At 69.9% G+C, this 26817-nt stretch carries 25 protein-coding genes; 16 read left to right on the top strand and 9 right to left on the bottom strand.

The window, feature by feature from the left end; translation table 11 throughout:
- Window positions 1-186: 186 nt before the first annotated feature.
- Entirely contained in the window at window positions 187-1173 is a 987-nt protein-coding gene (locus tag ON30_RS26795) for a hypothetical protein (protein ID WP_040711300.1), read from the bottom strand.
- Window positions 1173-2543: a hypothetical protein gene (locus ON30_RS26790; protein ID WP_040711297.1), complete on the bottom strand. Its 1371-nt coding sequence runs from the start codon at window positions 2541-2543 to the stop codon at window positions 1173-1175. The genes ON30_RS26795 and ON30_RS26790 overlap by 1 nt, the downstream gene beginning before the upstream one ends.
- Window positions 2544-2695: 152 nt before the next feature.
- Between ON30_RS26790 and ON30_RS26785 the strand changes: the two genes are divergently transcribed.
- The 3 genes from ON30_RS26785 to ON30_RS26775 all read left to right on the top strand — a co-directional run bounded on the left by ON30_RS26785 (window position 2696) and on the right by ON30_RS26775 (window position 6473).
- Window positions 2696-3232 carry a lipoprotein LpqH gene (locus tag ON30_RS26785; RefSeq protein WP_040711294.1) on the top strand — a complete coding sequence of 179 codons (537 nt, stop codon included), beginning with the start codon at window positions 2696-2698 and terminating at the stop codon, window positions 3230-3232.
- Window positions 3233-3338: 106 nt separating this feature from the next.
- A complete protein-coding gene (locus tag ON30_RS26780; RefSeq protein ID WP_040711292.1) occupies window positions 3339-4136 on the top strand; it encodes a hypothetical protein in 798 nt (265 codons plus the stop codon).
- 261 nt (window positions 4137-4397) lie between these two features.
- Complete coding sequence (locus tag ON30_RS26775) at window positions 4398-6473, top strand: PhoX family protein (protein WP_040711290.1); 2076 nt, start codon at window positions 4398-4400, stop codon at window positions 6471-6473.
- Window positions 6474-6559: 86 nt separating this feature from the next.
- Here ON30_RS26775 and ON30_RS26770 read toward each other — a convergent pair whose 3' ends face one another.
- Both ON30_RS26770 and ON30_RS26765 read right to left on the bottom strand, forming a co-directional pair.
- Complete coding sequence (locus tag ON30_RS26770) at window positions 6560-7357, bottom strand: polysaccharide deacetylase family protein (RefSeq protein ID WP_245554230.1); 798 nt, start codon at window positions 7355-7357, stop codon at window positions 6560-6562.
- Window positions 7358-7631: 274 nt separating this feature from the next.
- Window positions 7632-8327, bottom strand: coding sequence for an SDR family oxidoreductase (locus ON30_RS26765; RefSeq protein ID WP_040711287.1), 696 nt, complete (start codon window positions 8325-8327; stop codon window positions 7632-7634).
- 237 nt (window positions 8328-8564) lie between these two features.
- Here ON30_RS26765 and ggh point away from each other — a divergent pair, with 237 nt between their 5' ends.
- Together ggh and ON30_RS26755 are read left to right on the top strand one after the other, a co-directional pair.
- Entirely contained in the window at window positions 8565-9902 is a 1338-nt protein-coding gene (gene ggh / locus ON30_RS26760; RefSeq protein ID WP_040711281.1) for a glucosylglycerate hydrolase, read from the top strand.
- 79 nt (window positions 9903-9981) lie between these two features.
- Window positions 9982-10719: a glycoside hydrolase family 25 protein gene (locus tag ON30_RS26755; protein WP_040711279.1), complete on the top strand. Its 738-nt coding sequence runs from the start codon at window positions 9982-9984 to the stop codon at window positions 10717-10719.
- A 12-nt stretch (window positions 10720-10731) separates the two neighbouring features.
- Here the strand turns inward: ON30_RS26755 and leuS are convergent, their stop codons facing one another.
- Complete coding sequence (gene leuS, locus ON30_RS26750; protein ID WP_040711276.1) at window positions 10732-13578, bottom strand: leucine--tRNA ligase; 2847 nt, start codon at window positions 13576-13578, stop codon at window positions 10732-10734.
- Window positions 13579-13794: 216 nt separating this feature from the next.
- On the opposite strand from leuS, the gene ON30_RS26745 reads away from it, so the two are divergent.
- Window positions 13795-14199: an SdpI family protein gene (locus ON30_RS26745; RefSeq protein ID WP_040711273.1), complete on the top strand. Its 405-nt coding sequence runs from the start codon at window positions 13795-13797 to the stop codon at window positions 14197-14199.
- A gap of 128 nt (window positions 14200-14327) precedes the next feature.
- On the opposite strand, the gene ON30_RS26740 is transcribed toward ON30_RS26745, so the two are convergent.
- Window positions 14328-15056, bottom strand: a complete 729-nt coding sequence (locus ON30_RS26740; protein ID WP_040711270.1) for a GntR family transcriptional regulator — start codon at window positions 15054-15056, stop codon at window positions 14328-14330.
- Window positions 15057-15203: 147 nt separating this feature from the next.
- On the opposite strand from ON30_RS26740, the gene ON30_RS26735 reads away from it, so the two are divergent.
- The 5 genes from ON30_RS26735 to ON30_RS37820 all read left to right on the top strand — a co-directional run bounded on the left by ON30_RS26735 (window position 15204) and on the right by ON30_RS37820 (window position 19970).
- On the top strand, window positions 15204-16169 hold the full coding sequence (locus tag ON30_RS26735) for a phosphate/phosphite/phosphonate ABC transporter substrate-binding protein (protein WP_040711267.1): 966 nt from the start codon (window positions 15204-15206) through the stop codon (window positions 16167-16169).
- Window position 16170: 1 nt separating this feature from the next.
- Window positions 16171-16983, top strand: a complete 813-nt coding sequence (phnC, locus tag ON30_RS26730) for a phosphonate ABC transporter ATP-binding protein (protein WP_040711264.1) — start codon at window positions 16171-16173, stop codon at window positions 16981-16983.
- A complete protein-coding gene (gene phnE / locus ON30_RS26725; protein ID WP_040711261.1) occupies window positions 16980-18566 on the top strand; it encodes a phosphonate ABC transporter, permease protein PhnE in 1587 nt (528 codons plus the stop codon). Before phnC ends, phnE begins: the two co-directional genes overlap by 4 nt.
- A complete protein-coding gene (locus tag ON30_RS26720; protein WP_040711259.1) occupies window positions 18542-19555 on the top strand; it encodes a zinc-binding dehydrogenase in 1014 nt (337 codons plus the stop codon). Before phnE ends, ON30_RS26720 begins: the two co-directional genes overlap by 25 nt.
- 88 nt (window positions 19556-19643) lie before the next feature.
- Window positions 19644-19970: a hypothetical protein gene (locus ON30_RS37820; protein ID WP_176569444.1), complete on the top strand. Its 327-nt coding sequence runs from the start codon at window positions 19644-19646 to the stop codon at window positions 19968-19970.
- A 281-nt stretch (window positions 19971-20251) separates the two neighbouring features.
- Here ON30_RS37820 and ON30_RS26715 read toward each other — a convergent pair whose 3' ends face one another.
- Complete coding sequence (locus ON30_RS26715; RefSeq protein WP_245554229.1) at window positions 20252-20653, bottom strand: cupin domain-containing protein; 402 nt, start codon at window positions 20651-20653, stop codon at window positions 20252-20254.
- Window positions 20654-20748: 95 nt separating this feature from the next.
- Here ON30_RS26715 and ON30_RS26710 point away from each other — a divergent pair, with 95 nt between their 5' ends.
- From ON30_RS26710 to ON30_RS26700, 3 genes are all read left to right on the top strand, one after another.
- Window positions 20749-21267, top strand: a complete 519-nt coding sequence (locus tag ON30_RS26710; protein ID WP_040711256.1) for an EXLDI protein — start codon at window positions 20749-20751, stop codon at window positions 21265-21267.
- 121 nt (window positions 21268-21388) lie between these two features.
- A complete protein-coding gene (locus ON30_RS26705) occupies window positions 21389-22360 on the top strand; it encodes a daunorubicin resistance protein DrrA family ABC transporter ATP-binding protein (protein ID WP_040711254.1) in 972 nt (323 codons plus the stop codon).
- Window positions 22357-23130 carry an ABC transporter permease gene (locus ON30_RS26700; RefSeq protein WP_040711251.1) on the top strand — a complete coding sequence of 258 codons (774 nt, stop codon included), beginning with the start codon at window positions 22357-22359 and terminating at the stop codon, window positions 23128-23130. The genes ON30_RS26705 and ON30_RS26700 overlap by 4 nt, the downstream gene beginning before the upstream one ends.
- 43 nt (window positions 23131-23173) lie before the next feature.
- On the opposite strand, the gene ON30_RS26695 is transcribed toward ON30_RS26700, so the two are convergent.
- A complete protein-coding gene (locus ON30_RS26695) occupies window positions 23174-23818 on the bottom strand; it encodes a YqgE/AlgH family protein (RefSeq protein ID WP_040711248.1) in 645 nt (214 codons plus the stop codon).
- Between the two features lie 87 nt (window positions 23819-23905).
- On the opposite strand from ON30_RS26695, the gene ON30_RS26690 reads away from it, so the two are divergent.
- Window positions 23906-24667: a lysophospholipid acyltransferase family protein gene (locus ON30_RS26690; RefSeq protein WP_040711245.1), complete on the top strand. Its 762-nt coding sequence runs from the start codon at window positions 23906-23908 to the stop codon at window positions 24665-24667.
- 10 nt (window positions 24668-24677) lie between these two features.
- On the opposite strand, the gene ON30_RS26685 is transcribed toward ON30_RS26690, so the two are convergent.
- Window positions 24678-24989 carry a GNAT family N-acetyltransferase gene (locus ON30_RS26685; protein WP_040711243.1) on the bottom strand — a complete coding sequence of 104 codons (312 nt, stop codon included), beginning with the start codon at window positions 24987-24989 and terminating at the stop codon, window positions 24678-24680.
- Window positions 24990-25152: 163 nt separating this feature from the next.
- On the opposite strand from ON30_RS26685, the gene ON30_RS26680 reads away from it, so the two are divergent.
- Window positions 25153-26775: an alpha/beta fold hydrolase gene (locus ON30_RS26680; protein WP_083911687.1), complete on the top strand. Its 1623-nt coding sequence runs from the start codon at window positions 25153-25155 to the stop codon at window positions 26773-26775.
- Window positions 26776-26817: the final 42 nt, after the last annotated feature.

The following is a 26817-nucleotide window of genomic DNA, read 5'->3' as shown; positions in this document are numbered from 1 at the left end:
CATGCCGAGGGTGACAGCGTCAGTCCGTCTCGGGCGGCCGAGGAATGCGCGATGTCCTCGGCGCGCGCCGCCGCCAAGGCGAGTGACGGCGTCAGTTCGTCTCGGGCGGTCGTGGGGTATGCCGATGACGGCCGGGCCGTGCGCGGTTCGCCGGGACTCCGCCGCAGGGTGATCGAAGAACCCACGTCAGAAGTCCGTATCCGTCGCGGCGGCGGCGATTTCGGCGGGCAGGGGCGCGTCGAAACCGCCGGCGTCGGGGTCGGTGGCGCGGTCCAACCGGCGGCGGGCGAAGTCGCGCAGCGCACGACGGGTTCCCGTCTCGTCGCCGTCGACGGCCCATCCCACGCCGGGCACCCGCACCTCGACCCGCGTCACCGACTCGGCGGCGATCGGGCTCTCGCCGACCCAGGTGTCGCCGACCAGGTTCAGCGCGATCTCGGTGCTGTCGAGGAAAGCATGGGGCCGCAACGGGATCGGGACGTGGGCCCGGACGTCGGGGGCGGCCGCGGCGCGCACCGTGACCAGTGTCGCGCCGGTTTCGCGCGTCACCTCCCAGGAGACCGCGCGTTCGGAGGCGTCGAGCAGACCGGGCGGGCAGCGCCGCCAATCCCAGCCGCCGACGCCGCGCGCCACCGTCAGCCCGGCGCCGCCCGACTCGCCGCCCGCGGCCAGCGCGTAGTCGTCGCGACTGCCGACGGCGACGGTGACGGCGGGCGGGTCCGTCTCGGCGTCCGAGCCGTCCACGAGTTGTTCGCACGCCTCGGTGAGTTCGGCGATGTCGGCACGCAGCAGGTCGGGATCGAGGGCGGCGATGCCGTCGATGGTGGAGGCGGGCCACCAGCGACTCGCCCAGTGCGCGTAGGCGAGTCGCCACGCGTGCGAGAGGAGTTCGGGCCGTGCGGGTTCGGCGTCCACGGGACCGGGGCGCAGGTCGGCGACGGCCAGTGTCGCCGCTTCGCCGTAGAGCGCCCACAGCCAGTCGGCGGCGGCGTCCGTATCGTCCAGCACGGCGGCCGGAAGACGTTGCGCGCCGGTGAGTTCCCAGCTCAGGTGACCACCCGCGACTTCGAGGACGAGTACGCCGAGCGCTGGTGCGCCGTCGAGCACCGTGGGCGCACCCGCCGGGGCGATCACCAGTACACCGGCCGCGCGGTGGACGCGCACCTCCGTCATCAGCTGGCCCTCGATTCCGGTGCGCTCGCGACGGTTTCGGCGCTCAGGGCGTTCTTGACCCGGCTGCGATGGTCAAGGATCACCGACCGCGCGACCCCGTCGAGCAGATCCCACAGCTCGTCGGGATCGTGCACGCCGATATCGCGGGAGTCGCGCCCGTGCAGCCGCACCCACAGTCGACGCAGGTAGGGCCGCCACGGAGTGCGCAGTTCGGCGGCGATGGCCTCGAGCGGATTGTCCGGCGCGAGTTCGGCGTTCGCGTCCAGCACCAGGCGGCGCGCCTGGAGTACATACGCCTCGCGCTGCCAGCGGCTGTTGATGACCCGGCGTGCCGAGGACCCCGGCCCGTCCGGATCGGGCGGTGCGGGCAGCGCCCTGGTGGTGGTGCCGTCGACGGCGCTGAGCCGGGCGGGCGCGCCGATGGGCGCGAACCCGTCGGCCAGTGCCGCGCCCGCCGCCGCGGTGACCCGCAGCGATTCCTCCAACAACGCCCACGGCGCGCAACTGCGCGCGATCTCCGCGGTGACCAGTTCCGGGACCGGTGGCAGATCCGCGCGGTCGGTAGACCCTTGCAGGACGGTGAACACCCGCTCGTAGACGCTGCGATCGAAGGGGAGTCCGAGATTCGCGGTGGACGCGGACGCGCCGAGGGCGGGCCGCTCGGGCAGCGGATGCGCGGTGAGGCCGAGTTCGCGGGCGCTCGGCCCGGCTTCGCGCTGCCACAGCGCCAGGCCGGAATGGGTGCCCGCGTGGGCGGCGACGAGATCGTCGAGCAGGTCCTGCCCGTCGCCGCCGTCGTCGTCCCACCGCGCGTCGGCCGCCGCGTCCAACAGGTCGGCGAGGGCGGCGAGGTGGGTTCCGCTGGGGGTCTGCGCGGCCGGGCGACGCCGCCACGCCACTTCCAGCAGCGCGGTGAGTTCGCGCGCCCGACCTTCGTCGGTGACGTGCTGTTTGAGCGCCTGGGTGGTGCGGCCCGCGCTGAATTCGTGGATATCGCGCAGGTTCTCCTCGGCGACCGCGCGGTCACGGTCGGGGTCGGGCAGGCCGCGGGTGGTGGCGAGTTCGAAGCAGCGCTGGAAGTACAGGTCCTGCGGATTGCCCTCGGTGACGCGCAGCGCCCGGCGCACCTGCTTGAGCAGGGTGAACCAGTTCGCCGTGGCGCGCAGGACGTCGGCGTTGGCGTGCACGCGGGCGGTGAGCAGGGTGGCCCCGTCCTCGGTGAGTACCGCGCCCGCGCAACTCGGGTTCTGCACCGGGCGGATCACCAGCGGGTCGAGCAGCAGCTTCACGGTGCGCCGCAGCGGGCCGCCGCCGGGGCCGCTGAGCGGTTCGACTCCGTCGAGTCCGCGCCACACCTCGTCGAGCACCATGGCGCGCGGTCGTCGCATTCGACCAGGTTAACGGAGTTTTCGGGGAACGCCACCGCCGAAACCTGGGATCGGTAGGGCGCGCGCCGTTCCTACATTTCTCTCAACGGCACCGACCGAGGAGCCGCACCAACCGAAAAGACAAGGAAGACATCATGATCACCAGCACCCGCCTCGCCGCCACCACCGTCGCCGCCGCCGCCGCGCTGGCCCTGCTCGTCACCGGATGCAGCGACGACGCAGGCACGAGCGCCTCCCCGAGCTCGTCGGCCCAGCCCGGCACCTCGGCGGCTCCGGTCGCCCCCGCGGGCGGCAAGTCGGCGGCCGCGGTCGACGGCAAGGCTTTCGACGGCAAGTTCGACACCACCTGCGTCAAGCAGGGCGGCACCCTGGCGCTGGCCCTGACCGACAACGCCAACGCCACCTACGGCCAGCTCAGCGTGAGCGCCACCCTCGAGGGCGACACCGTGCAGGCGGTCGGCATCGCGGGCAGCAAGGGCGGCTCCAACGGCATGCCTTACGCGGTCGCCTTCGGCGCGGGCTCGGGCGGTTCGGCCAAGGTGGTCAAGGACGGCAACACCTACAAGGTGACCGGCGAGGGTGTCGGCGCCCCCGACATGACCAACCCGCTGGCCGGCCCCAGCACCTCCAAGTTCGACATCACCTTCGCCTGCTCGACCATCGTCGGCTGATGTCCGCTCGCCTCGAATTCCGCGCCCCGCCCGAGGAGCGCGGGGCGCGGATTCGAGTGCGACCCATTTCATCCCCACCCCTCCCCAACCCCCACCAGGAACAACCATGAAGAACACCGCCCGCTCCCTCGCCGTCGCCTTCGGCGTCCTGGCGATCGCCTACTACCTCTGGACCGGCCTGACCTACGAGGACGACTTCTTCCCCGCCTACATGGGCTGGGTGGGCTGGCAGATGTCCCTGCCGATCATCGCCCTGACCGTGGTGCCGATCGTGTTCGCCTTCACCGGCGACGGCATCATGCCCGCGCTGACCGGCCTGAACAGCACCGAATTCCGCGGCGGCCTGATGGGTCTGGGCACCGTGCGCTCGTTCCGCCACACCGGCGTCACCCTCAATGACCAGCCGCAGGTGCGCATCGAATTCAGCGTCGAGGGCGCGGACGGCAAGGTGTTCCGTTCCACGGCGCGGATGATCGTGCCGCTGACCGAACTGGCGCTGCTGCGTCCCGGCGTGGTGCTGCCGGTGCGCTACCTGCCGGACCGCACCGACAAGGTCGAGGTCGACCTGTCCGGCAACGGCGCCGAGGCGCAGCGGGCGATGAACCAGTCGATGATCCGCAAGGGGTTCACCACGCCGGAGAAGCTCGACATCGCCGAGCGCGGGGTCCGGGCCCAGGGCGTCGTGCAGGCGCTGGCGGTGCCGGGCGAGATCCGCGACGGACATTCCAAGGTCGAGGTCACGCTGATGGTGACCCGCCCGGACGGTTCGACCTTCGGCACCCGGGTGGAGAAGTTCCTCCCGCCGACCGCGGTGGGCTACGTCCAGGTCGGCCGGATCGTGCAGGTGCACTACCTGCCCGAGAACGAGCGGGAGGTCGTGCTGTCGCTTCCGGTCAATGCCTGAGCCCCGCCGCCCCCTTCGCCGTCCCGACGATCCGAATCCCGCGACCGGACTCTCCACGACCCGAATCCCCACCACCCGAGACCCGACGAGAGGGCCCCACCGGACCCGGTGCCCGCGCCCCAGCGGACACCGGGTTCCTTGCGTCCGCACCCCCTCAGCTAACTGAGGGTTACCTAATTGTCCGGTCGTTCACCCCGGCTTTTCCTACGGATAGTGTCAGGCGTTTACCGTGCGGCGCGTCGGACCTACCCGGGAGTCACCGTGAAGTCGAAACCCCTCGCCCTTTTCGTGAAACACGACGGCCAGTCCGGCCGCGCGAACCTCACGTGCGAATACAAGTGCGGCAACGCCTGTTTCCACGAGGCCCCGAACACCTCCGACGGCGCCTACTTCGGTGACATCGTCGCCTCCCTGAACCGCCGCGGCCTGATCAAGGGCGGTGCGGCCGCCGTGCTGGCCGTCGGTGTCGGCGGCGCGCTGGCCGCCTGCGGTGGCGACGACGAGTCCGCCGACGCCGTCACCCCCACCTACACGCCCGCCGGTAGCGCGGGCACCGGCACCGACTTCGCCGCCGTCGCCCCGAACAAGGACGACGCGCTGGTGGTGCCGCAGGGCTACCAGCAGTCGGTCGTCATCCGCTGGGGCGACCCGGTTTTCGCCGACGCGCCCGCCTTCGACTTCGACCGCCAGACGCCGGCCGCGCAGGCCAAGCAGTTCGGGTACAACAACGATTTCGCCGCGCTGCTGCCCATCGAGGGACAGCCCGATTCGTTCCTGCTGGTGGTCAATCACGAGTACACCACCGGTCCGCAGATGTTCAAGGGCTACAACAAGGACGCGCCCACCGACGAGCAGATCGCCATCACCAAGGTCGCGCACGGCCTGACCGTGATCGAGGTCAAGAGCGAATCCGGCAGCGGCAAGCTGACCCCGGTGTTCGGCAAGTACAACCGCCGGATCACCGCCGAGACCGAATTCGAGATCACCGGTCCGGCCGCGGGCAGCCTGTTCACCAAGACCACCGCCGACCCCTCCGGCAAGAAGGTGCTCGGTACCTTCGCCAACTGCGCGGGCGGCGTGACCCCCTGGGGCACGGTGCTTTCCGGTGAGGAGAACTTCAACGGCTACTTCGCCAACGGCGACAAGGTCAGCGATCCGCTGGACAAGCCGCGCAGCAAGCGTTACGGCTTCCCCAAGGGCGCGACCACCCCGAACCAGTGGGAGCGCACCGACAAGCGTTTCGACATGGCGCAGGAACCCAACGAGCCCAACCGGTTCGGCTACGTCGTCGAGATCGACCCGTGGGACCCCACCTCCACCCCGGTCAAGCATTCCGCGCTCGGCAGGCTCAAGCACGAGGGCGCGACCATCTACATCACCAAGAACGGCGAGGTCGTCTCCTACACCGGTGACGACGAGCGGTTCGACTACATGTACAAGTTCATCTCCTCGCGCAAGATGCAGTCGGGCGCCGGCCAGTCCGCGACCCGCCACAACATGGGCATCCTCGCGCAGGGCACCCTCTACGTGGCCAAGCTGACCGGCGATCATCCCGACAAGATCGACGGCTCCGGCACGGTGCCCTCCGACAAGGGCTTCACCGGCAAGGGCCAGTGGATTCCGCTGCTGGAGACCGGCGCGGACGGCAAGGGCAAGTCGCTGGTGGACGGGTTCTCGGCCGAGGAGGTCGCGGTGTTCACCCGGTTGGCGGCCGACAAGGTCGGCGCGACCAAGATGGACCGCCCCGAGGATTTCGAGGCCAACCCCTACACCGGCAAGGTGTATGTGGCGCTGACCAACAACGACAACCGCGGCAAGGACGAGAAGTCCGCGGGCCCCGACGAGGCCAACCCGCGCAAGCTGAACAAGAACGGTCAGATCCTGGAGATCGACGACGACCACGCGGGCACCGAGTTCACCTGGTCGCTGCTGCTGGTCTGCGGTGACCCGGCGGCCGCCGACACCTACTTCGCCGGCTACGACAAGACCAAGGTCAGCCCGATCTCCTGCCCGGACAATCTGGCTTTCGATCCGTACGGCAACCTGTGGATCTCCACCGACGGCAACGCCCTCAAGAGCAACGACGGCCTGTTCTCGGTGGTGCTCGACGGCCCGAACCGCGGTCAGACCAAGCAGTTCCTGACCGTTCCGCGCGGTGCGGAGACCTGCGGTCCGATCGTCACCGAATCGCGGGTGATCGTCTGCGTGCAGCATCCCGGCGAAGCCGATGACGCGTCCCCGGAGAACCCGCTGTCGCACTGGCCGGACGGCGGCGCTTCCCAGCCGCGTCCGTCGGTAGCGGTGGTCTGGAAGCCCAACGGCCGCATCGGCGTCTAGTCCGGCGGGAAGGGGGGCGCGTCGCTCGCGGGCGGCGCGCTCCCTTCGTTGTCGGTGGACACTGTAGTCCGACAGGTGTTCTCGGCTCAGCGCGGCGGGAGCAGGACGTCGTTCAAGGTGACCATCGACAGGTGGCGCTCGCGGATGATGTCCACGAGTTGGCCGTAGCAGTGGGTCACCGCGGGCGCGTTGGCGTGTCCGATGACGATGGTCTGCGGGGTGAAATACTCCCGAGCGCAGGCGATCAGGTATTCCTCGGTGATCACCCCGGAGTCCGACAGCGAGCCGTACCACATGGTCGGGACGGTGTAGCCGAGGTCGGCGGCGACACGGTCGACGGTGGCGTTGTGCCTGCCGAAGGGCGGCCGGAAGTAGGGGGTGCCGTCCACGCCGAAGGCGTCGCGCAGGTAGGTCTTCGCGCGTTGGAGTTGGCTCGCGACCGCGCTCGCGGAGATCGCGGTGAGGTCGGCGTGATCCCAGGTGTGGTTGGCGAGTTGGATCTGGCCGGAGTCCACCAAGGGGCGCAGCGCGTCGCGGTGCAGGTTCCAGGAGTCGTAGTAGGCGGTGACGAAGAAGGTGAACCGCGCGCCCGTGTCGCGGGCGAAGCGGATGTACGCGCCGACCACCTCCGGGCTCGCGCCGTCGTCCACGGTGAGCGCCATATTCGTGCCGGGTCCGGGCAGGGCGGTGATGGTGCCCGCCGGGATCGGGGTCCGCACGCCGGACGGTGGCGGCAGGAGCGGAGTCGTGGGGCCCGGCGCGGGCGGCAGGGGGATGTCCCCGGCGGAGCCGCTCCGGAGCGGGTCGCCCTCGGCCACCGCGCACCCGGTCAACGCCACGGCGGTACCTGCCGCCAGCAGCGTCAGCAAACGACGTCGTTCCACGATCACATACCTTCGGGGTCCGCTCGGATCGGTGTCCCGTCGCAGGTGGGAGAGCCGGGGTGTGCGACGGACGGATGAACAGGCGGCACTCTATCGGCGCATTCCGACCATTCGGTTAACCGCCGCGCACACGTGAGCGAACCGAGACATATCGGACGCTGAACGCCGAGTGACCCCGGGCTCGGGACGCGGCCGGGGTGCCTGCCGTCGCGGGCGCGCGCCGTCGCCGAGCAGTCGGTGTCGGGAACTCGGTGTCGGGAACTCGGTCGCGGCCTCAGTAGGGCCGCAGCACGATCTCGGTCGGATGCCCGTCGCGCGGAGTCTCGATCGCCTGCCGGACCGCGATGGCCACCGTCTCGGGCCGCAGGAATTCCTCGGGCCGGTAGTCGCGACCCTCGCCCGCGATGATCTCGCGCTGCATGTCGGTGTCGACGCGCCCGGGATGGATCGAGGTGACGCGCAGCGCCGGCTCCTCCTGACGTAGCGCGTCGCCGAACGCGCGCAGACCGAATTTGCTCGCGGCGTAACTCGCCCACCCCGGATGCGCGCGCAGACCCGCCCCCGAATTGATCAGCACCACATGGCCGTCGGCGGCGCGCAACGCGGGCAGCAGCACCCTGGTCAGCTCGGCGACCGCGATGAGGTTGGCCTCCACCGTGTTCCGCCACTGCTCGACCGACGAGTCCGCGATCGTGCCCAGATCCGCGATCCCCGCGTTGTGCACCAACACGTCCAGTCGTCCGATGCCCGCCGCCGCGGCGGCCACCGCGGGATAGTCGGTCAGCTCGACCGGCCACGGCGTCGCCTCCGGCAACTCCGCGAGGATCCCGCCCAGCGACTCCCGCGACCGCGCGCCGAGCAGCAATTCGTGGCAGGGGGCCAGTTCTCGGGCGATGGCCGCGCCGAGACCGCGACTCGCACCGGTGATCAGGGCGGTCGGCTTCGGCGTGCTGGTGACGGCGGAGGTCATGGGCCCACCGTAGTGGTTGCCCGTTTCGGCCGTTCCCGGAAGTCGGGACCCGGATTCCGCAACGCCGGAGCCGCCGCGAACGATGCACGCATAACGTCGGAAAGAATCTCCCACGGGACGGGGCATGCGCGAGTGAGGTCCGGATACCTGCCGATCGACCGAGGCCGGCACGAGGTGTCGTCCGCGCCACGTCCCGCTGAACGGGCGTACTTGCGGGTGTCATCGCAGAATAGGGGGATGACTCATCCGGGGTTCACCCCCACGCAGCTCGCGGCCCGCGCCGCCTACCTGCTGCGTGGCAACGATCTGGGCACCATGACCAGTGCCGCGCCCCGGCTCTACCCGCACATGTGGAGTTGGGACGCCGCCTTCGTCTCGGTCGGATTGGCGCCGCTGAGCGTGGAACGCGCCGTGATCGAGATGGACACCCTGCTCTCGGCGCAGTGGAAGAACGGCATGATCCCGCACATCGTGTTCGCCAACGGCGTCGACGGCTACTTCCCCGGCCCGGCCCGCTGGGAATGCCGCAAACTCGCGGTCAACGCCCCAGCCGGGCCGGACACCTCCGGCATCACCCAGCCGCCCGTGCACGCCATCGCCGTCCAGCGCATCCTCGACCATTCGCGCAGGCACGGCCGCGGCACCCGCGCGGTGGCCGAGGAGTTCCTGAACCGGCGCTGGCCGGATCTGGTGCGCTGGCACCGCTGGCTCGCGCACGCCCGCGACCCCAAGGAGAACGGCCGGATCACCCTCTACCACGGCTGGGAATCCGGCATGGACAACTCGCCGCGCTGGGATCGGGCCTACGCGAATGTCGTCCCGGGCGATCTGCCGCCGTACAAGCGCGAGGACACGGTCATCATCTCCGACACCTCGCAACGCCCCAGCGACCGCGAATACGACCGCTACATGTGGTTGGTCGAACAGATGCGGCGCGCGGGCTACGACGACTACCTGCTGGCCTCGAGCATGAGTTTCGCGGTCGAGGACGTGTTCGTCACCGCGATCTTCGCGTTGGCCTGCGAGGTGCTGGCCAATATCGGCGAGGAGTACAAACAGCCCAACGCCGACGTCCGCGACCTCTACGGCTGGGCCGACCGGTTCCGCGCGGGCGTCGTCGAGACGGCCGACGCCCGCACCGGCGCGGCCCGCGATTTCGACGTGCGCGCCCAGCGCTGGATCACCACCGAGACCTTGGCGGTGTTCGCGCCGCTGCTGTGCGGCGGCCTGCCCCGCGACACCGAACGCGCCCTGTTGCGGCTGTTCGAGGGGCCGCGCTACTGCGGTCATCCGGATCTGCGGTACGCGCTGCCGCCCTCGACCTCGCCGGTGTCCAGGGATTTCCGCGCCCGCGAGTACTGGCGCGGCCCGGTGTGGCCGGTGATGAGCTGGCTGTTCTCCTGGGTCTTCGCCCGTCGCGGCTGGGCCGAGCGCGCGTTCATGCTGCGCGCGGAAGGGCTGCGGCAGGCCAGCGACGGCAGTTTCGCCGAATACTACGAACCGTTCACGGGCGAACCGCTGGGCAGTATGCAGCAGTCCTGGACGGCGGCCTCGGTCCTCGACTGGCTCGGGTGAGCGCTCGGAGATAAACCGGCGATCGGTCGGCAAAGGTCGCCCTGGTCACGGTGAAAGCCATTGGCTATCGTTGGCCGGCATGAACAGGTCCCGCTGGAGATCGCTGCGCGTGCTCGCCCTGTCCGCCGCCACGCTCGGCGGCCTGCTCACCGCCACCGGCACGGCCCACACCGCGCCCGTCGGACCGGATGTCTCCTCGTGGCAGCACATCGACGGCCGGTTGATCGACTGGTTCGCGGTGCGCCGGTCCGGTCACCAGTTCGCGATGGTGAAGGCCACCGAGGGATTGAGCTACGTCAACCCGTATTTCGTGCCCGACAGTCTGCTGATGCGCGCGGCGGGCGTGGCCCGCGGCACCTACCACTACGCGCGCCCGCAGTTGCCGCCCGAACCGCAGGCCGCCCTCTACGCGGCCACCGTCCTGGGCCAGAACGGGCCGCTGGACCTGCCGCCGGTGCTCGACCTGGAACATTCCGGCGGCCTGCCGCCCGGCGCGCTCATCGACTGGACGCACCGCTATCTGAACACGGTCAGGACGCTGACCGGCCGAATGCCGATCGTCTACACCTACCCGAACTTCTGGAAGACGGCGATGGCGAACACCGACCAGTTCACCGCCTACCCGCTGTGGATCGCCGACTACCGGGGCAACGACCAACCCGAGGTCCCCGGCGGCTGGCCGACCTGGACCTTCTGGCAGATGACCGACGACGGATCGATCCCCGGCATCTTCGGCCCCACCGACGTCAACGTCTACAGCGGCGCGCAAGGCGATCTGGCCGCCTACGCGAACATGGTGGGGACGGGCAGCGGCTAGCGCCGCCCGCTCTCACGCGACGATGTTGACCAACCGGCCCGGCACCACGATCAGCTTGCGCGGGGCGGCCCCGTTCAGCAGCGCGGCGATCTTCTCCTCGGCCAGCGCCGCCGCCTCGATGGCGGCGTTGTCGGCGTCGGCGGGCACCAGGATGCGGCTGCGCACCTTGCCGTTGACCTGGATCGGGTACTCCACCGACTCCTCCACCAGCAGCGCCGGATCGGCGACGGGGAACGGGCCGTGGGCCAGGGATTCGGTGTGGCCGAGCCGTTCCCACAGTTCCTCGGCGATGTGCGGGGACAGCGGGGCCAGCATCAACACCAGCGATTCCACCACCAGGCGCGGCGCGCCGTCGGGGTAGGTCTTGGTCAGGTGGTTGGTCAGTTCGATGAGCTTGGCGCCCGCGGTGTTGTCGCGCAGCGCGGCCAGATCCTCGTCCACGCCCGCGATGGTGCGGTGCAGCAGGCGCTGGGTGGCGTCGCCCGCGACGTCCTCGGTGACCCGCAGCGCGCCTGTCTCCTCGTCGACGACCAAGCGCCAGACCCGTTGCAGGAACCGGTGCGCGCCGACGACGTCCTTGGTCGCCCACGGCCGCGAGGTGTCCAGCGGACCCATCGACATCTCGTAGAAGCGGAAGGTGTCGGCGCCGTAGAGGTCGCACATCTCGTCGGGTGAGATGGCGTTCTTCAGCGATTTGCCGATCTTGCCGTACTCCTGGCGCACTCGGATCTCCGCGCCGTTCGCGTCGGTCCAGTAGAACTGCCCGTCGCGTTCGACCACCTCGGCCGCGGGGACGTACGCGCCGCGCTCGTCGGTGTAGGCGTAGCCCTGGATGTAGCCCTGGTTGAACAGGCGGCGGTACGGTTCGCAGCCGCTCACGTCACCCAGGTCGAACAGGACCTTCTGCCAGAACCGCGCGTAGAGCAGGTGCAGCACCGCGTGTTCGACGCCGCCCACGTACAGGTCGACGCCGCCGGGGTCGGTGGGGCCGTGCTCCTCCGGACGCGGACCCAGCCAGTACGCCTCGTTCGCGGCGGCGCAGAACGCGTCGGTGTTGGTGGGGTCGGCGTAGCGCAACTGGTACCAGGAACTGCCCGCCCAGTTCGGCATGACGTTGGTGTCGCGCCGGTACTTCTGGACTCCCTCGCCCAGGTCGAGTTCGACCTCGACCCAGTCGGCGGCCTTGGCCAGCGGCGGCGACGGTTCGGAGTCGGCGTCGTCGGGATCGAAGGTGACCGGCGCGAAGTCGTCCAGTTCCGGCAGGCGCACCGGCAGCATGGATTCGGGCAGCGCGTGCGGCGCGCCGTCCTCGTCGTAGACGATCGGGAACGGCTCGCCCCAGTACCGCTGGCGGGCGAAGAGCCAGTCGCGCAACTTGTACTGGACGGTGCCCTTGCCGTGACCGTCGGCTTCCAGGCGGCCGATGACGGTGGCCTTGGCCTCCTCCACCGACAGGCCGTCGAGGTAGTCGGAGTTGACCAGCGCGCCGTCGCCGGTGTGCGCGGCCGCGGTGATGTCACCGCCCGAGATGACCTGCACGACGGGCAGTCCCAACGCGGTGGCGAATTCCCAGTCGCGCTGGTCGTGGCCGGGCACGGCCATGATGGCCCCGGTGCCGTAGCCGCTCAGGACATAGTCGGCGACGAAGACCGGCACCCGGGCCCCGTTGACGGGGTTGACCGCGTGCACGCCGAGGAACACCCCGGTCTTGTCCTTGTTCTCCTGACGTTCCAGATCCGATTTCGCCGCGATGGCGTCGCGGTAGGCGGCGACCGCCTCGCCGGGCGTGGCCGCGCCGCCGTTGGTCCAGCGCGGGTCGGTGCCCTCGGGCCACGCGGCGGCGGTCAGGGTGTCGACCAGGTCGTGTTCGGGGGCCAGCACCACGTAGGTCGCGCCGAACAGGGTGTCGGGCCGGGTGGTGAAGACCTCGATGCGCGACCCGTCGGCGTCGAAGACGACCTGCGCGCCGCGCGAGCGTCCGATCCAGTTGCGCTGCATGGACTTCACGTTGTCCGGCCAGTCCAGGCGCTCCAGATCGTCGACCAGGCGATCGGAGTAGGCGGTGATGCGCATCATCCACTGCCACAGGCGTTTGCGGAAGACCGGGAAGTTGCCGCGCTCGCTGCGCCCTTCGGCGGTGACCTCCTCGTTGGACAGCACCGTGCCCAGCCCGGGACACCAGTTGACCACCGAATCGGTCTGGTAGACCAGGCGATAGGAGTCGATGACCGCGGCGCGCTCGGAGGCCGACATCTCGGCCCAGCTGTGGCCCTCGGGCGCCGGGCGCGCACCGGAGGCGAACTGTTCCTCCAGTTCGGCGATCGGGCGGGCGCGGCCCAGTTCCAGGTCGTACCAGGCGTTGTAGATACGCAGGAAGATCCACTGCGTCCAGCGGTAGTACTCGGGATCGGTGGTGGCGAACGAGCGGCGGCGGTCGTGGCCGAGGCCGAGGCGGTCCAACTGCCGCTGCATGGTGCGGATGTTGGCCTCGGTGGTCTCGCGCGGATGCGCGCCCGTCTGCACGGCGTACTGCTCGGCGGGCAGGCCGAAGGCGTCGTACCCCAACGCGTGCAGCACATTGCGCCCGTTCATGCGGTGGTAGCGCGCGAACACGTCGGTGGCGATGTAGCCGAGCGGATGCCCGACGTGCAGGCCCGCGCCCGACGGATACGGGAACATGTCCTGGACGAACAGTTTGTCGGCGGGGGTGTCACCGGCCAGCGGGCCGGTGGGGTTGGGCGCGTGGAAGGTGCCGCGCTCCTCCCACAGCCGCTGCCACCTGCGCTCGACACGGCCCGCGAGCTCGGCGTTGTACCGGTGCTCGGGTACATCGCTTCCGGTTGCACGTGTGTCCTGCACGGTCCTGCCTTCTTGTTCTCGCCAATCCCCGACATGCTTGCCCCCTCAGGGTAGAACGTCGGGGTCGCAGGCTTGAAAAACGGGCCGACACGGTTCCGCCGCGCGGCGCGTCCGTCGGCCGCGCGCGCGTTCGGCCCGGCCGTCGGTTGTGGTTGCCCGTCGATAGCCATGGGATGTGTGGACGGTCACGGAGGGTGGGTGCGCTACCCTGCTGGGGTGTTCGTCGTAGCTCTGGTCCTGTTCCTGTCGGCCCTGGTCGCCTTGGCGACCGGCGTGCTCGGGCTGACCGGTCGCCTGCCGCGCAACCGTTTCGTCGGTGTGCACACCGAGGACGCCCTCAGCACCGAGGAGACGTTCCGCCTCGCCAACCGGGTGGCCGCGCCGACCAGCCTGATCGCCGGATTCCTGCTGTTCGCGGGCGGTCTGGTGGCTTTGTCCGCGCACTGGGCGGTCGCGCTCGGCGTCGCCGTGTCGACCATGGTCATCGCGCTGTTCACCCTGGGCGCGGGAGCCAACGCGGGCATCCGCGCCATCGCCGACCTGGTGCCCGCGCAGACCGGCGGCTGCGGTCAGTCCTGCGGCGCGTGCTCGCTGCGCGACACCTGCGCCCCCGCCAACTGAGGCCCCGGCACTGCGCTGCCGCTGATCGGGCTCGCGCTGATCGGGCCTTCGGTTGACCGGGCCTCGGCGAGCTGAGGCGTGGCCCGGTGTGCCCTGATCGGCTCTGAATTCTCGCCGACCGACCGCCCCTAGCGCGCCTCTTGTTCGGCCACCAGTGTCGAGACGAAGGTCATCCGATCGCCGCGGTAGAGCGAGCGACGGTGTTCGATCGGCACGTCGTTCTGGTCGTAGGAGATCCGGTTCATCAGGAACATCGGGGTGCGGGTGTCCACGGTGAGCAGGGCCGCCTCGCGCGCGTCGGGCAGGGTGGTCTCGATCTTGTCGAAGGTGCGGGCGAAGGCGATGCCGCGCTGTTCGATGGCCGCGTACAGCGATCCGCGGTGGTCGAAGGTGTCGAGCAGGTCGGGATAGCGTTCGGCCGGTAGTTTCGTGGTCTCCAGGCCGACCCTGGTGTCGTCGGTGGTCAGCACGCGTTCCAGTTGCAGCACGGGCACGCCGACGGCGATCGCGAGCTGGTCGGCCACGACGCTGTCGGCCTCGAATTCGCTCCAGCCGACCAGGATTCGGCTCGCGCTGCGGCCGCGCGCGAGGGCGGCCTCGGTGTAGGAGCCGATCATCAGCGGCTGCACCACTTTGGGGCGGCCGACGATGGTGGTGCGCCCGCGGCGTTCGATGCGGCCCGCGAGCAGCAGTTCGCGCAGTGCCTGGCGCACGGTTTCGCGCGCGGCGTCGAATCGTTCGGCGAGTTCGCGTTCGGCGGGAAAGGGGTCGCCGGGGACCATGTCGACCAGCAGATGTTCCAGTTCGGCGCGGATCATCTGGTGTTTGAGCACGCGTGGTTCAGCCTCGGTCGTCACCTCACGACTCTATCAATCGTTGGTCTATACCAAAAATGCGGCGGGAGTTCACCGACAGTTAACCCGATCGGGTGCTCATGGTCTATACCAAACGTCATCGTCGCTTCTGCGTTCCCGCAAGCATCACCAGAAGGACTGACGTACGTCATGAACCGCACCCTGCGCCGCACGTTGACACCCCTGTTCACCGCCGCGGCCTGCCTCACCCTCGCCCTGACCGGCTGTTCGAGTTCGGACCCCGCCACCAACGACAAGGGCTTCCCTGAGACCATCACCCTGGCCGCCGTCCCCGCCGAGAACTCCAGCGACCTGAAGGCCAGCTACGCCCCGGTCATCGCGGTCCTCGAGAAGGAGACCGGCGCGAAGGTCGAATTCGTCCAGGCCAGTGACTACGCCGGCGTCGTGGAAGGCATGATCGCGGGCAAGGTCGACCTCGCCTTCTTCGGTCCCTTCGCCTACGTGGTCGCCGGGATCAACGGCGCCGACATCAGCCCGCTCGGCGCGGTCGTCAAGGACAAGGGCGGCAAGCCCGGCTACCAGTCCTACGGGCTGGCCAAATCCGACAACGCCGCCGTCTCCTCGCTGAAGGATTTCGCGGGCAAGAAGGTCTGCTTCGTCGACCCGAGTTCCACCTCGGGCTTCCTCTACCCCTCCGCGGGGCTCATCGAGGCGGGCGTGATCAAGTCCGGCTCCGAATCCGACATCTCCGCCGGCGTCACCCCGATCTACGCGGGCAGCCACGACGCCTCCGCGCTGGCCATCGCCTCCGGAAGCTGCGACGCCGGCTTCGCCTTCGACACCATGGTCGACAAGACCATGATCGACAAAGGCGACCTGAAACCCGGTCAGCTCAAGACCGTCTGGAAGTCGGAGATGATCGCGGGTTCGGTGTTCGCGGCGAGCAACAAGCTCGGCGAGACCAATGTGCGCACACTGTCGGAGATCTTCACCCGGCAGATCAACGCCGAGAGCATGCTCGCGGCCGGCCTGTGCACGGGCGAATGCCGCATCACCGACGAACGCGCCTGGGGCGTGGCGCCCGTCGAGGATTCGGCCTACGACGGCGTCCGCAAGGTCTGTCAGGTCACCGGCTCCAAGAAGTGCAAGGGCTGACATGAGCGGCCAGGGCGCGCACACCGTCGCGGGTGACGATGTCGTCATCTCCGCGCGCGGGGTCACCAAGCGGTTCGGGCGGACCCTCGCACTCGACGAGGTCTCCCTCGATGTCCGGCGCAGCGAACTGCTGGTGCTGCTCGGACTGTCCGGATCGGGCAAATCGACCCTGCTGCGCTGTGTCAACGGATTGACCCCGCTGACCTCGGGGCGGATCGATGTCGGCGCGACCAGCGTCGGCACGGCCTCGGGGCGGCAGTTGCGCGCCCTGCGCCGCGATGTCGGCTTCGTGTTCCAGAGTTTCAACCTGGTCGGCAGACTCAGCTGCCTGGAGAACGTCCTCATCGGCGGACTCGGTCGGCTCACCTTCCCGCGCTACGGCGCGCCGACCTACCCGAAGACCATGCGCCGCGAGGCGTTCGAGCATCTGGAACGCGTGGGTCTGGCCGACTACGCGCAACGGCGCGCCGACACCCTGTCCGGTGGCCAGCAGCAGCGCGTCGCGATCGCGCGCACGCTCATGCAGCGCCCCTCGATCGTGCTGGCCGACGAACCCGTTGCCTCGCTCGATCCCGAGAACGCGAGCGTCGTCATGGATCTGCTGTTCCAGGTCTGCGTCGAGGAGAAACTCACCGTCGTGTGCACCCTGCACCAAGTCGATCTGGCGATCGGCTGGGCGCATCGCATCGTGGGCCTGCGCGGCGGCGCGAAGGTCATGGACCGGCCCGCGGTCGGCCTGACCCGCGAGGATGTCATGGGCATCTACCAGCGGGTCGATCCCGGCATCGATTCCGCGCGAACGGATCACGGATGACCGCCCTGCTGACGCGGCGCGTCGAGCGCGCCGAGCGCGACCGGGTGCGCCGCCCGTGGCTGCTGCCCGCGCTGAGCGCGGTCGCCGTCCTGGCCACCCTGATCTCGGCGTGGTCCATCGAATTCGCGCCCGCCGCGCTGCTGGAGGGCCTGGACTCGGTCGGTCGACTCCTCGAGCGGATGTTCCCGCCGCGCCTGGACGAACCCGGCCGGATCGGTGTGCTGGCCCTGGAAACCCTGCTGATGGCGGTCCTGGGCACGGTGCTCGCGGCGATCGCGTCCGTGCCGCTGGCCTTCCTCGCCGCCCGCAACACCACCCCGCACCCGGCCGTGTACGCGGTGGCGCGCGGCGTCATCACCTTCTGCCGGGCGATGCCGGACCTGCTGTTCGCCGTGCTGTTCGTGCGCGCGCTCGGCATCGGCGTACTGCCCGGCATTCTCGCGCTGGCCCTGCATTCCATCGGCATGCTGGGCAAACTGTTCGCCGACGCCATCGAACGGACCGACGCCGGACCGCGCGAGGCCGTGCGCTCGGTCGGCGGCGGCTATCTACGGGAACTGATCAATGGCGTGCTCCCGCAGGCGATCCCGTCCTGGATCGGCACCTTCGTCTACCGCGTCGACATCAACCTGCGCATCTCGGTCGTGCTCGGCTTCGTCGGCGCGGGCGGTATCGGGTTCGCGCTCCAGGACGCGCTGCGCGGACTGATCTATCCCGACGCGCTCGGCATCGTCGGCGTCATCCTGGTGCTGATCGCGGCCATGGAACTGCTCGCGATCGGGGTGCGGCGGGTCCTGCTGACACCGTCGCGCGCCGATCCGCGATGGGACCGGGCGGCTCGTCTGGCCTGCGCCGCACTGCTGATCGGGACGACCGTCGCCGCGCTGTGGCGGCTGGAGATCTCACCGCTGTCGCTGCTGACCTGGGTCGGCCCCTCCCTCGAGGTGTTCACCCGCATGGTTCCCCCCGATTTCAACGCGCTCGGGGCCGACCTGTTCACCGCCGCCGGGGAGACCGTCGCGATCGGCGTCGTCGCCACCGCGCTGGGCGCGGTGCTGTCGCTGCCGGTGGGAATCCTGGCCGCGCGCAACGTCACTCCGCACGCTGTCGTGTACTGGCTCGCGCGCGCCTGGGTCCTGGTCGTGCGCGCGGTCCCCGAACTGATCCTGGCGGTGATCTTCGTCGTCGCGCTGGGACTCGGTCCGATCGCGGGTGCGTGCGCGCTTGCCGTCGGCTCGATCGGCTTCCTCGCCAAACTCGTCGCCGACGCCGTCGAGGAGATCGACCCGGGGCCGATGGAGGCGGTGCGCGCGGTGGGCGGCGGGTGGTGGAAGACGTTGGCGGCGGCGGTGTTACCGCAGGCCATGCCCGCGATCGTCGGCTCGACCCTGTACCTGCTCGACGTCAACATCCGCACCTCGACCGTGCTCGGCATCGTCGGCGCCGGCGGTGTCGGCTTCCTGCTGTTCGAGTCGATCCGCACACTGAACTTCGAGGTCGCGGGCGCGATCGTCGCGGTGATCTTCGTGATCGTCTACGCCATCGAAAGGGTGTCCGGGTGGATACGGTCCCTGCTCGTCTGAGTCGCGCCGCGGTGTGGTCGGGCACCGGAATCGAGGTGCGGGAAGTTCCGCTGCCCCACCCCGGCCCGGGCGAACTGGTGGTGCGGGTACGGTTGGCGACGGTGTGCGGCAGCGACCTGCACACCGTCTCCGGCCGGCGCGGCGGCGCATGCCCCTCGGTGCTCGGACACGAAGCCGTCGGCGTGGTGACCGCCGCCGGGACGGGCGCGCCCGCGTCGGTGGGCGACCGGATCATCTGGTCGGTGACCGTCACGTGCGGAATCTGCGCGCGGTGTCGGACCGGGCGCACGGCCAAATGCGAACGCGTGCGCAAGATCGGTCACGAAGCCTTCACCGCCGACTGGCCGCTGTCCGGTTCCTACGCCGAACACATCGTGCTGCCCGCCGGAACCGCGGTCGCGCGGGTCCCCGACGGCGTTCCCGACGCGGTCGCCGCACCCGCCGCCTGCGCCACCGCCACCGTGATGGCCACCCTCGAAGCGGCAGGCGACCTGACCGGACGCCGGGTACTGGTGTGCGGGGCGGGCATGCTCGGCGTGACGGCGGCCGCCGCGTGCGTGTCGGCGGGCGCGCTGGTCACGGTCACCGACGTCGACCCCGCGCGGCTGCGCCTGGCCGAACGATTCGGCGGCGCAGCCGATTCCGGCGGAGCGGTCGATGTGGTCCTCGACTACTCCGGCGCGCCCGCCGCCATCGCCGCGGGCGTGGACCGCCTCGACATCGGCGGCGTGCTGGTGCTGGCCGGTTCGGTCGCGCCGGGGCCGGCGCTGCCCCTCGACCCGGAGCGCGTCGTGCGTCACCTGCTGACCGTCACAGGTGTGCACAACTACGAACCCCGCCATCTCGACCGGGCGATCGCCTTCCTCGAGCGCACCGCGAACCGCTTCCCCTGGGCGGAGGTAGTCGCCACCCCCGTGGATCTAGACGATCTCGCCGCCGTCCTCACCACGCCCGCCCCCGGAATTCTGCGAGCCGCCGTCGCGCCGTGACGATTACCCTGGCGTCGGCGATATACCGAACAGACTCGAGGGTCGAGTCGTGGCGGCGATGCGCGCCGCGTGTTCGGGGGAGGTGCACATGGGAGCCATCGTGATCCTGGTCATCGCGTTCATCGGGCTGTTCCTGATCTTCGTGGAACCCGTTGTCGGAGTCCTGGTCCTGGCGCTGGCCGTACTCGTGGCGCTCGCCGTGGCCGCGTCCCGGCGCGGCTCGCCCACCGGTGGCGCGCGTGGTGCGCGCCGGCGCTCTCGCTGGGGCGCGGGCGCGGCGGGCGGCGGCACCTATTACGGGGGCGACAGCGGGAGCAGCTGTGGCGGCGGCAGCAGTTGCGGCGGCGGAAGTAGCTGTGGTGGCGGAAGTAGCTGTGGCGGTGGAGGTGGCGGCTGCGGCGGTGGCGGCAGCTGAGTCGCACCGCCGCCTTGCTCGCAGGCCCAGCGGTCATCGGGCTCGCGGGTCCAGCGGGCTCGCGCGTCCGGCTGGTGGCTGACCCGGGAAAGGGTGCGTCCGGCGGGTTGGCCCGCCTGGGAGAGGGCGCTTCTGGCGGCTTGGCCGGATCGGCAAGCGGGCGGTTCGCGCGTCCGGCTGGTTGGCCGGGCCGGGAGAGGACGCGTCCGGCAGGTTGGCCCGCCCGGGACTGGGCGCGTCCGTCAGATCATGTGTCCGGTAATGCACGCATGTCCGGTATTTCACGCATCCGGCGGGTCGACCGCGCGTGACAGCGGTGCGCCGGCGGGATTCACGTAGAGCACGGTGATCGCGACCGGTGTGCCGCCCCGGTTGCGTGCCTCGTGCGCGTGGTGCGGGCCGCTCGGTTCCCGGAACACCCGACCGCGTCGGTAGACCACCGGTCCGCGATCGGCGTACGGGTGGTCCAGCGTGCCGCGCGTGACCAGCACGAACAGCGTGCCGTCGTGGTAGTGCCATCCGGAGCCGCCGCCGGGGTCGATCACGGTCTGCCGCACCACGATCTCGCGCGCGAACAGTCGGAATCGCAGCAGGACGCGACTGGCCGTCCCGGTGGCGGGCGGCGGATTCGGTCGGAACCGCCCGCCGGGCCGTCGGCTCACCTTCTCTTGTCCCGTGCGCACATCCCTACACGATCGCAGAAACCGGGCATGACCGCCGCGAACTGCGCAAACATTCCCCCTTGCGTGTACGTATACATCTACGTATAGTAAGTGCCATGCCCAACAAGACGATCTACGTATCCGACGAGGACCTGCCGCTGTTCCAGCGGGCCCAGGAACTGGTGGGCGGCAATCTGTCCGGTGCGGTGACGACGGCGCTGCGCCGGTTCATCGAACTGGAGGAGGGGCGGCACGAAGGCTTCGAGGAGGTCGTGCTCCGCGTCGGCCACAACGGTGTCCGTCAGGTGCGGTTCTCCGGCGCGCTGCTCGGGGAATGGAACGACCAGAACGAGACCAGGATCGAGCACGTCCGGGTGTTCCGCACCCGCAAGGGCAAGATCGCGCTGCACGCCCAGTACTCCAACTGGGAGGACTATCCGGTCGACAACAAGAACTGGCTCAACGACATCAAGAACTGGCGGCGCATGCTCGGCGTCGGCGAAACCGACTGGGGAGATTTCACTTTCGAGGTCGTCGACACCGTCGGCGAACTGAAGGGCCGCATTCCCGACAAGCTCTACGAACGCGTCGCCGATATCGCCGACCGTCCGCCGGTGGAGGATCTCGACATCTGACCCGCCCCGCCGCGTAAGCGCACCCACCCATCCGAACACCGCGCCCCCGAGGGGGCGGTGTCGATAAAACATGCATACATGCGAATTAACTGATCGGTTGAACCGTCCGGAAGGATCCCCCATGTTCGTCCAGCATCGCCCGCCCGCCATCGCGGCGCGGGGCCTGCGCAAGGCATACGGCGAGCACGTGGTGCTCGACGGAATCGACATCACCGTCCCCGAAGGCACCGTCTACTCCCTGCTCGGCCCGAACGGCGCGGGCAAGACCACCACCGTCCAGATCCTGTCCACGCTGATCGCCGCCGACGCAGGCGAGGTCACCATCGGCGGCCACGACCTGGCCACCGACAAGCGCGCCATCCGCGGCCACATCGGCGTCACCGGCCAGTTCGCCGCCGTCGACGAACTGCTCACCGGCCGCGAGAACCTGCGCCTGATGGGCGATCTGCACCACCTGCCCCGCCGCGAAGTCGAACAGACCGCCGAGGACCTGCTGCGCCGCTTCGACCTGGTCGACGCCGCCGACAAGACCGCCGCCTCCTACTCCGGCGGCATGACCCGACGCCTGGATCTCGCGATGACGCTGGTCGGGACCCCGCGGGTGATCTTCCTCGACGAGCCCACCACCGGACTCGACCCGCGCTCCCGCCGCACCATGTGGGAGATGATCCGCGGTCTCGTCGACGACGAGGGTGTCACCGTCTTCCTCACCACCCAGTACCTCGAGGAAGCCGATCAGCTCGCCGATCGGATCGCGGTGCTCGACCGCGGCCGCATCGTCGCCGACGGCACCGCCGACGAACTCAAGCGCACCGTCCCCGGCGGACACATCCGCCTGCGCTTCGCCGACCGCGATCGTCTCGACGCCGCCGCCCGCGCGCTGGGCGAGACGGCCCGTGTCGTCGGCGCCGCCGAGGAATTCACCCTCGCCGTGCCCAGCGACGGCGGGGTGGCCGCCCTGCGCGGCGTTCTGGACGATCTCGACGCCGCTCGCGTCGAGATCGACGGCCTGGCCGTGCACACCCCCACCCTCGACGACGTATTCCTCACCCTCACCGGACAATCCACCACCGAAACGGAGACCGCGGCATGAGCGCGTCCACCCACGTCCTGACCGACTCGCTGACGATGTTGCGGCGCAACATCACCCACGCCAAGCGGTATCCGGCGATGATCTTCAGCGTCGTGCTGATGCCGGTGCTGCTGCTGATCATCTTCAACTTCGTCTTCGGCGGAGCCTTGGAGAAATCCTCCGGCGGCAACTACATCGACTATCTCGCCCCCGGGATGTTGTTGATGATCCCCGCCTACATGACGGTGTCGGTGGCGGTCTCGATCGCCACCGACAAGACCAAGGGCATCGTCAACCGGTTCCGCACCATGGACATCGCCCCGTCGTCCATGCTGACCGGACATGTCATCGGCACGCTCATCCAGGCGATGCTCGGCACCGTGCTGATGATCGCGGTGGCCTTGGGGATCGGCTTCCGCCCGTCGGCCTCGCCGCTGGAATGGCTGGTCGTGTTCGGTCTGGTCGCGCTGGTCGTGCTCGCGTTCACCTGGTTCTCGGTGGCCCTGGGCCTGCTGGCGGCCACCCCGGAGAGCGCCAGCAACGCGCCTTTCCCGATCGTGCTGCTGCCTTTCCTCGGCAGCGGCCTGGTCGCCACCGACACCATGCCCGTCGGCCTGCGTCAGTTCGCCGAATACCAACCCTTCACCCCCATCACCGAAACCCTGCGCGGCCTGCTCATGGGCAGCGAGATCGGCACCAGCGCCTGGTTCACCCTGGGCTGGTGCGCCGTGATCGGCATCGGCGGCTACCTCTGGTCGGCCTCGATCTTCGCCAAGCAGACCGCGAGCTGACCCCGCCCCGCGAATCCCCGGCGCACCCGCGCCGGGGATTTCGTCAGTTGCGTTCGACTTCGATGGGGTGGGTGGCGAGCAGGGACAGGGGGAGGGGTTGGCGGCGCAGAACGTGCGCCCACAGGTCGGAGCGGCCCAGGTCGATCGGGTCGGAGGGCAGGGCGGAGACGACGATCCAGTCGTCGTTCTGGAGTTCGCCCTCCAACTGGCCGAAGGTCCACCCGGCGTACCCGGCGAAGATCCTGATGCCCTCGACCAGCGGCGCGATCTCCTCCGGGTCGGCGTCCAGGTCGACCAGCACCACCCGGCCGTCGACGCGACGCAGACCGCGCACGCCGTCGATGCTCGCGCCTACGCGCAGGGTGCCCAGGCACAGCGCGGCGTCACGTTTGACCGGGCCGCCGACGAACAGGGTCCGCGGGGTGGCGGCGATCTCGGACCACAGCGGCAGCACCTCGTGCACCGAGGTGTCGTCGGGGCGGTTCAGGACCACGCCGAGGCTGCCGCCCTCGTTGTGTTCGATGACGTAGACGACGGTGCGCCGGAAGGTCGGCTCCACCAGATCCGTGGCCGAGACCAGCAGGGAGCCCGCTCGGACCGACTGTTCGCCGTGCCTGGACTCGCGCCGCCGACGATCACCGTGCCCGCCGTGAGTCTGCCGCTCGTCCGGTTCATCTCCGCGTGCCACTCGGACATCATCGCAGCTGGATCGGGTTTGCGCACTGAGTCGTTGTCGGTCCGATGCCGACACGGTGGGCGTCGTAGGCTCGGCGTCATGCAACCCCCCGAGGTGATCCTCGACAACGCCGACACCGTCTACGACTACTATCTCGACCATCGGCAGAACCGGTTGAAGGCGATGGCGGCCTACGCGCTGCTCGGCAGGCGCTACCATCCGCGCGTCGACTACGCCGCGGGCGCGGCCGAGCGGGTGAAGGCGCTGATCAAATCGGGGCGGCCGACGATTTTCGCCATCAACCACCTCTCGCGCAACGATCCGTACACGGTGGCCGCGGCGGCGTGGCGCAGTCCGCTACGCTCGATCATCGGCCGGGTCCGGGTGCTGGCCAAGGACGAGCTGTTCGTCGAGGCGGACCAGCGCCGCAAGGTCGACATGATGGGCGGCATCCCGGTCTTCCGCGGCAAGGACCACGGCATCCGCGCGGTGAACGCGGCCGGTCAGCGCATGATGGACGTCTGCGCGCGGCGTCTGGCCCGCGGCGACCACTTGGCGATCTTCCCGGAGGGCACCTGCAACGACGTCGATCCGACGCAGGTGCAGGCGGTGGGCAGCGGGATCGGGCACATCGCCTTCCGCGCGATGAAATTGGGCGCGCCGCCCGCGCTGGTCAGTCTCGGCCTCAGCTACGGCCCGCGCGCCGATCCGACGGTGGAACCGGACCGCGAGGAGGTCGAATCGGCCAGCTTCTACTTCCGTCCGCCGATCACCGACCTGCCCGCCAAACCCGGGGAGATCGCCCGACTGGTCCGCACCGACCTCCAGGCCGCCCTCGACGGCGCGATCGCCCGCTACTAGTAGCCCGATCTCACTGGGGAAGGCCGAGGCGTTCCCTGGCCCACTGGGGCACCGAGGCGACGTACTGGTTGTGGGTCTCCACATAGTGCTTGACCATCGGGCACAGCGGCAGGATGCCGAAACCCTCGTCGCGCGAGGCGTCCAGCGCCGCGCCGACCAGCGTGCGGCCGTAACCCAGGTGTTCGTGCTGGGGGTAGATCTCGGTGTGGACGAACGCGCGTTCGGAAGCGGTGTCCTGGTACTCGGCGTAGCCGGCGAGGGCCCCGTCGACGTGGATCTCGAAGCGTTCCAGTGCGGTGTTGTTGCGGACCTCGGTCGACATGGTTCGACGCTACTCCGCGCGGGCCACCCTACCCACATCGTGCGGCGGGCGTCGCGTTGTGAATTACCCGGTTCGACTTGTCTGGCGGGAGTCGACCTGCGCAGAATGCTTTGGTCGCGGCGTGGCCGAACGGTGCGGGCCCCGGCGGAGGTACGAAACGATGATGAGGACGCTCAGTGGGGGGCCGCGGACGGCCCGATTAGTCCGGCGCGCGCTCGGCGCGGCCGCGGTCGCCGCGATGATCGGCGCGTCGACCACGACGGGTTTCGCGCACGCCGCACCGACCGCGGCCTTCGGCGACTGCCCGGACGGGTCGGTGGCCCCTGATCGCGGGGCGCGCTGTGCCATCGTCACGGTGCCGATGGACTACACCCGCCCCGACGGTCCGACGATCGAACTCACGGTTAGCCGGATCGCGGCCTCGGGAACCAGTCGCGGCGCGATCTTCACCAACCCCGGCGGTCCCGGCGCGGACGCGTTGAACTACTGGGCCGCGCGCACCGACGTCCTGCCCGCCGAATTGTTCCGCGACTACGACCTGGTGGCCGTGCAGCCGCGCGGATTGCGCTGGGGCACACCGTTGCAGTGCGCCGGGGCCACCGCGATCGCCGAGACCGACGCCAGCGGCAAACAGGTCTCCCTCGGCGGCGGCAGCCGCGACGAGATCAAGGCCGCCTGTGACGCCGCCCAACCCGGCTACCTCGACACCATCACCACCGAGAACACCGCGCGCGACATGGACGCGGTGCGCGCGGCCCTGGGACTCGAGCGCATCAGCTTCTTCGGCACCTCCTACGGCACCTACCTGGGCGCGGTCTACGCCTCGCTGTTCGCCCCACGGGTGGACCGGATGGTGTTGGACTCCAACGTGAATCCGAACTGGGTGTGGACCGAGGAGTTCGCCCGCCAGCAGGTGGCGGGCAAGCAGCGCATGGACGACCTGTTCGCCTGGATCGCCGAACACGACGCCGACTACCGCCTGGGCGGCACCGCGTTGCAGGTCTACCGCAACTGGGTGCGCCTGGTCTCGGCGCAGGGCGGCGGCTGGTACGCCAACCTGACCCCGCCGCCCGCGAGCGTCGCCGACCTGCCGGGCGAACTGCCCGCGCCGTTGGCCGAGGTCGCCCGCGACGGCGTCAACCAGACCGCCGACCAAGGCGCCCAGGTGCAGAACCTGGTGCGCACCCTGCTCTCCGGCGGCGCGTCGGCGCAGGTGCCGCTGGTCGGGGCGACGGCGGTCGCCACCTACACCCGGTCCTACTGGCCGACCTTCGCCAAGGCGATGGCCGAGGCCAACTTCGACCCGTCGAACGTGCAGCGGCTCATGGCCATCGAGGGCGCGACGGCGACCGACCCGACCGGACGTTTCGTCTTCTCCGCGATCACCTGCAACGAGAACGCGGTGGAGCCGCGACCGGAACTGCTGGCCTCGGCGGTCGCCACCATCGCCTCCGGCGGCAACGCCATGGACGCGCGCGCCGACATGGTGCGCTCGGGCACCAGTTGCGGCGGATGGCGGCCGGTGACCAAACCGGTGCCGATCACCGGCGCGGGCCTGGAGACCCGTCCGCTGTTGCTGCACAGCAGGCACGACGCGCTCACCGAATACGAGGGCGGACCGGCGCTGGCCCAAGCCCTCAACGGTTCGCTCATCACCGTCGAAGGCGGCGACCACGGCACCTTCGGCCGCGCCAACCCCACCGTCGACGACGCCGTCCTGACCTACCTGAGCACCGGTCGCGTCTCGATCGACCGCGCCGATCAAGCCCCGCTCCCGACCCGCTGACCCGCTGCCTGCCGTGCTGAGGCGCTGCCCGCCGCGGCTGAC

This window comes from Nocardia takedensis NBRC 100417 (genome assembly GCF_000308695.1).
Taxonomy (GTDB): Bacteria; Actinomycetota; Actinomycetes; order Mycobacteriales; family Mycobacteriaceae; genus Nocardia; species Nocardia takedensis.
This window is presented reverse-complemented; position numbering and strand designations above follow the sequence as displayed.

Excerpts from the sequence above, each read along its gene's own strand:
- ON30_RS26710 (WP_040711256.1), top strand. The coding sequence starts at position 20,749 with ATGCCCAACAAGACGATCTACGTATCCGACGAGGACCTGCCGCTGTTC.
- ON30_RS26735 (WP_040711267.1), top strand. The coding sequence starts at position 15,204 with ATGAACCGCACCCTGCGCCGCACGTTGACACCCCTGTTCACCGCCGCG.
- ON30_RS26795 (WP_040711300.1), bottom strand. The coding sequence starts at position 1,173 with ATGACGGAGGTGCGCGTCCACCGCGCGGCCGGTGTACTGGTGATCGCC.
- ON30_RS26700 (WP_040711251.1), top strand. The coding sequence starts at position 22,357 with ATGAGCGCGTCCACCCACGTCCTGACCGACTCGCTGACGATGTTGCGG.
- phnC (WP_040711264.1), top strand. The coding sequence starts at position 16,171 with ATGAGCGGCCAGGGCGCGCACACCGTCGCGGGTGACGATGTCGTCATC.
- ON30_RS26765 (WP_040711287.1), bottom strand. The coding sequence starts at position 8,327 with ATGACCTCCGCCGTCACCAGCACGCCGAAGCCGACCGCCCTGATCACC.
- phnE (WP_040711261.1), top strand. The coding sequence starts at position 16,980 with ATGACCGCCCTGCTGACGCGGCGCGTCGAGCGCGCCGAGCGCGACCGG.
- ggh (WP_040711281.1), top strand. The coding sequence starts at position 8,565 with ATGACTCATCCGGGGTTCACCCCCACGCAGCTCGCGGCCCGCGCCGCC.
- ON30_RS37820 (WP_176569444.1), top strand. The coding sequence starts at position 19,644 with ATGGGAGCCATCGTGATCCTGGTCATCGCGTTCATCGGGCTGTTCCTG.
- ON30_RS26755 (WP_040711279.1), top strand. The coding sequence starts at position 9,982 with ATGAACAGGTCCCGCTGGAGATCGCTGCGCGTGCTCGCCCTGTCCGCC.
- ON30_RS26790 (WP_040711297.1), bottom strand. The coding sequence starts at position 2,543 with ATGGTGCTCGACGAGGTGTGGCGCGGACTCGACGGAGTCGAACCGCTC.
- ON30_RS26780 (WP_040711292.1), top strand. The coding sequence starts at position 3,339 with ATGAAGAACACCGCCCGCTCCCTCGCCGTCGCCTTCGGCGTCCTGGCG.
- ON30_RS26690 (WP_040711245.1), top strand. The coding sequence starts at position 23,906 with ATGCAACCCCCCGAGGTGATCCTCGACAACGCCGACACCGTCTACGAC.
- ON30_RS26705 (WP_040711254.1), top strand. The coding sequence starts at position 21,389 with ATGTTCGTCCAGCATCGCCCGCCCGCCATCGCGGCGCGGGGCCTGCGC.
- ON30_RS26685 (WP_040711243.1), bottom strand. The coding sequence starts at position 24,989 with ATGTCGACCGAGGTCCGCAACAACACCGCACTGGAACGCTTCGAGATC.
- ON30_RS26785 (WP_040711294.1), top strand. The coding sequence starts at position 2,696 with ATGATCACCAGCACCCGCCTCGCCGCCACCACCGTCGCCGCCGCCGCC.
- ON30_RS26680 (WP_083911687.1), top strand. The coding sequence starts at position 25,153 with ATGAGGACGCTCAGTGGGGGGCCGCGGACGGCCCGATTAGTCCGGCGC.